The following is a 3,148-nucleotide window of genomic DNA, read 5'->3' as shown; positions in this document are numbered from 1 at the left end:
CGGCTGGCGGCGGCGGGTTTTCCCCGAGAGGAACGCGAGCTGCCTTTTTCGGCCCATCTGACGCTGGCCCGCCGCCGGGTGAAGGGAAGACCGCCCGCGGGACTCGAGGGGGAACTGGAGGCCGCCGAGGGAAGGGGGCTTCGGCCGCCGCCGCCGTATCCGATCCGCGAGGCGGTGCTCTACCAAAGCGAACTCCAGCCCCGGGGGGCGATCTACACCGCCCTCCGCACCGAGAGGCTGCCCGCCTGATCCGGACCGCTCCCTCTTCTCTTTGCAACGGACATGCGAAGGGATGTCTCGGGCGCAGCCCCCGCACAAAAAAATGGCGGGAGCGGCCCAGGGAAGGAGGAGTGGAGGAGGCCGCCCCCGCCTCGAAACCAACCGGGAGGAGAAAATTCCGCCGCCCGATGGACTCGATTGCACAGGGATGAAATGTGAAATCCGGGCGCCTGCGGCACAAAAGCAGACCCCACATTGGGCATAACAACCAAAAGGGCGGGTTATTCGCTTCTTCGAGAAAAAAAACGGGTTTTCTCCAAGTGGTTGATTTTAATTAAATTTTCTTGATCTCCAAGGGTTTTTGAGGAACGTGGGGGTGAAAAACTTCTCTTGACTTTCGCTATATATATGCCGTAATATTGGCGAAAATAGAGTCAGCTACCCATCGAGAAAAAAGGACGCTTTGAGAGAGAACGCGAATCTGTTCCGGGTCCGGGGCACGCCCGGCCGCTGCCGTTGCGAAGCGGCGGGCGATCCCCTAAATTGCACTTTGCCCGCCCCGAACGACCCGAACGCATCCGACAAGGAGCCACGAAGATGAACCAGAAGAACGGGTCCTCCATCCCGCCGGCTGCCGATCCGAAAGACAAGGAGCGCCGCGAAAAAGCCCTGGAGATGGCTTTCACCCACATCAACCGGCAGTTCGGGAAAGGCTCCATCATGCGCCTGGGAGAGGGCCCGCACCTGGGCCCCATCCCGACGATCTCCACCGGGTCGGTCTCGCTCGACATCGCCCTGGGGACCGGCGGCGTGCCCCGCGGCCGCGTCATCGAGATCTTCGGGCCCGAATCCTCCGGCAAGACGACCATCGCCCTTCACGTGGTGGCGGAGGCCCAGCGGCGGGGCGGAACGGCGGCCTTCATTGACGCCGAGCACGCCCTCGATCCGATCTATGCCAAGGCCCTGGGGGTGCAGACCGATAACCTGATCGTCTCCCAGCCGGACACCGGGGAGCAGGCCCTCGAGATCGCCGAAACGCTGACCAGCAGCTCCGCCGTGGACGTCGTTGTGATCGACTCGGTGGCGGCCCTCGTGCCCAAGGCCGAGCTCGAAGGGGAGATGGGCGATCACCACGTCGGTCTGCAGGCCCGCCTCATGAGCCAGGCGCTGCGCAAGCTCTCCGGCGTCGTCAGCCGGAGCAACACCTGCTTTGTCTTCATCAACCAGATTCGCATGAAAATCGGCGTCATGTTTGGAAACCCGGAAACCACCAGCGGCGGCAACGCGCTCAAATTCTACGCCTCCGTCCGGCTCGACGTGCGCCGCATCGCCGCCATCAAGGAAGGCGAGAACAACGTGGGCAACCGCACCCGCGTCCGCGTCGTGAAGAACAAACTCTCGCCGCCCTTCCGGACGGCCGAATTCGACATCATGTTCGGGCAGGGGATCTCGCGCGAGGGCGATGTGCTCGACCTGGCGGTGGAACACGGCGTCGTCGCCAAGACCGGCGCATGGTACTCCTACGGGGAGGAGCGCATCGGCCAGGGCCGCGAGAACGTCAAGCGCTTCCTGAAGGAGAACCTGGACATCTTTGCCCGCATCGAAGATCAGGTGCGGAGCGCGGCCGGGATCGCCCCTGCCTCCGCCGGGGCGGCGCAAGCCGAGGCGGCACCGGAGAAGGACGAGGCCACGGCGGCACCGGAGAAGGGCGAGGCCAAGGCCTCCACGCCCAAGTAGGGGCCCGCCGGAAGGACACTTCCCGAACCGCCTGAGGGGAAGGAATTTGGGCGGTTATCGCCGGAAAAAAGAAGAGAAAGAAGCCAAAGACACAAGCGGCGAGAGCGATGCGCCCTCCGATGCCGAACGGATGGAGGCGACGGCGCTGCGCATCCTCACCCGGCGCTCGCATACCCGTTTTGAAATTTTTCAGAAGATGCGCCAGCGCGGCTACCCGGCAGCGGAGGTCAACGCCCTTCTGGATCGGTTCACCCGCTACGGATATCTGGACGATGCGCGCGCGGCCCGCAGCCGGGTGCGCTACCGGCTGGAGTCCCGGCCCGTGGGCCGGCGTCTGATGGGCAAGGAACTCATCGAGAAGGGCGTCCCCGCGGATGTCCGCGAAACGATCCTGGATGAGTTCTATGCGGGGGACACCGAGCACGAACTGGCGTTCGATGCCGCGCGGAGAAAGCGCAAGAGTGGGGGCGATGCGCGCAAGGATCGCGAGCGCCTGCTGCGGTTTCTCGAGCGAAGGGGCTTTCCGATGCGGATTTGCATCGAAACCGCTGACCGAATCGGGCTGAAGGAAGAGATGCCGATCGACAATATCGAGGAGATCGAATCCCCGTCATGGCCGTGATGCCGATTCGCCTGTATCCCGATCCGGCCCTGCGGGAAAAGGCCGCGCCCATCGAGGAGATCGGTGCGCGCATCCGCAAGCTCGCCGCCGGCATGATCGAAACCCTGCACGCCGCCCCCGGCGTGGGCCTGGCCGCGCCGCAGGTGGGGGAGGCGCTCCGCCTCGTCGTGGTGGATATTGTGGCCGGAAGGCAGGAGGGTCAGATTCACATTCTGGTGAATCCCGTGATCGAGGAAAGCGAGGGGGAGCAGTTCGAGGAGGAGGGCTGTCTCTCCCTTCCCGAGGTCGCCGAGAAGGTCACCCGGCCGGCCCGGCTGCGCGTCCGGGCGCTCAACCTCGAAGAGCGCGAAGTCATCCTGGACGCGCAGGGCCCGCTTGCCCGCATCCTGCACCATGAAATCGATCACCTCGAGGGCGTTCTGCTCTTCGATCACCTGAGCCGCACCAAGCGGGACGCCATCAAGCGGCGGCTGAAAAAGCGGGCCCGATCGGCCATCGCCACCTGATCGCCCGGCGCGTTTGACCTCTTCCCATCCCTTGTTTAAGACGATGGAAGCCGCTCCGGCGGGA

At 64.5% G+C, this 3,148-nt stretch carries 4 protein-coding genes; all 4 read left to right on the top strand.

All coding sequences use genetic code 11. From position 1 onward, the window contains the following. A partial coding sequence (locus O2807_13975) for a hypothetical protein (GenBank protein ID MDA1001609.1) occupies positions 1-249 on the top strand: 249 nt, incomplete at its 5' end. 567 nt (positions 250-816) lie between these two features. Continuing rightward, positions 817-1,956: a recombinase RecA gene (gene recA, locus O2807_13970; protein MDA1001608.1), complete on the top strand. Its 1,140-nt coding sequence runs from the start codon at positions 817-819 to the stop codon at positions 1,954-1,956. Positions 1,957-2,002: 46 nt separating this feature from the next. Beyond that, positions 2,003-2,578 carry a regulatory protein RecX gene (locus tag O2807_13965; protein ID MDA1001607.1) on the top strand — a complete coding sequence of 192 codons (576 nt, stop codon included), beginning with the start codon at positions 2,003-2,005 and terminating at the stop codon, positions 2,576-2,578. Next, entirely contained in the window at positions 2,569-3,084 is a 516-nt protein-coding gene (gene def, locus O2807_13960) for a peptide deformylase (GenBank protein MDA1001606.1), read from the top strand. Before O2807_13965 ends, def begins: the two co-directional genes overlap by 10 nt. The last annotated feature ends 64 nt before the right edge of the window (positions 3,085-3,148 follow it).

This window comes from bacterium, from assembly GCA_027622355.1.
GTDB lineage: Bacteria > UBA8248 > UBA8248 > UBA8248 > UBA8248 > JAQBZT01.
Note: the sequence above shows the minus strand (reverse complement) of the source record. Positions and strands in the feature narration are given on the sequence as shown.

Excerpts from the sequence above, each read along its gene's own strand:
- def (MDA1001606.1), top strand. The coding sequence starts at position 2,569 with ATGGCCGTGATGCCGATTCGCCTGTATCCCGATCCGGCCCTGCGGGAA.
- recA (MDA1001608.1), top strand. The coding sequence starts at position 817 with ATGAACCAGAAGAACGGGTCCTCCATCCCGCCGGCTGCCGATCCGAAA.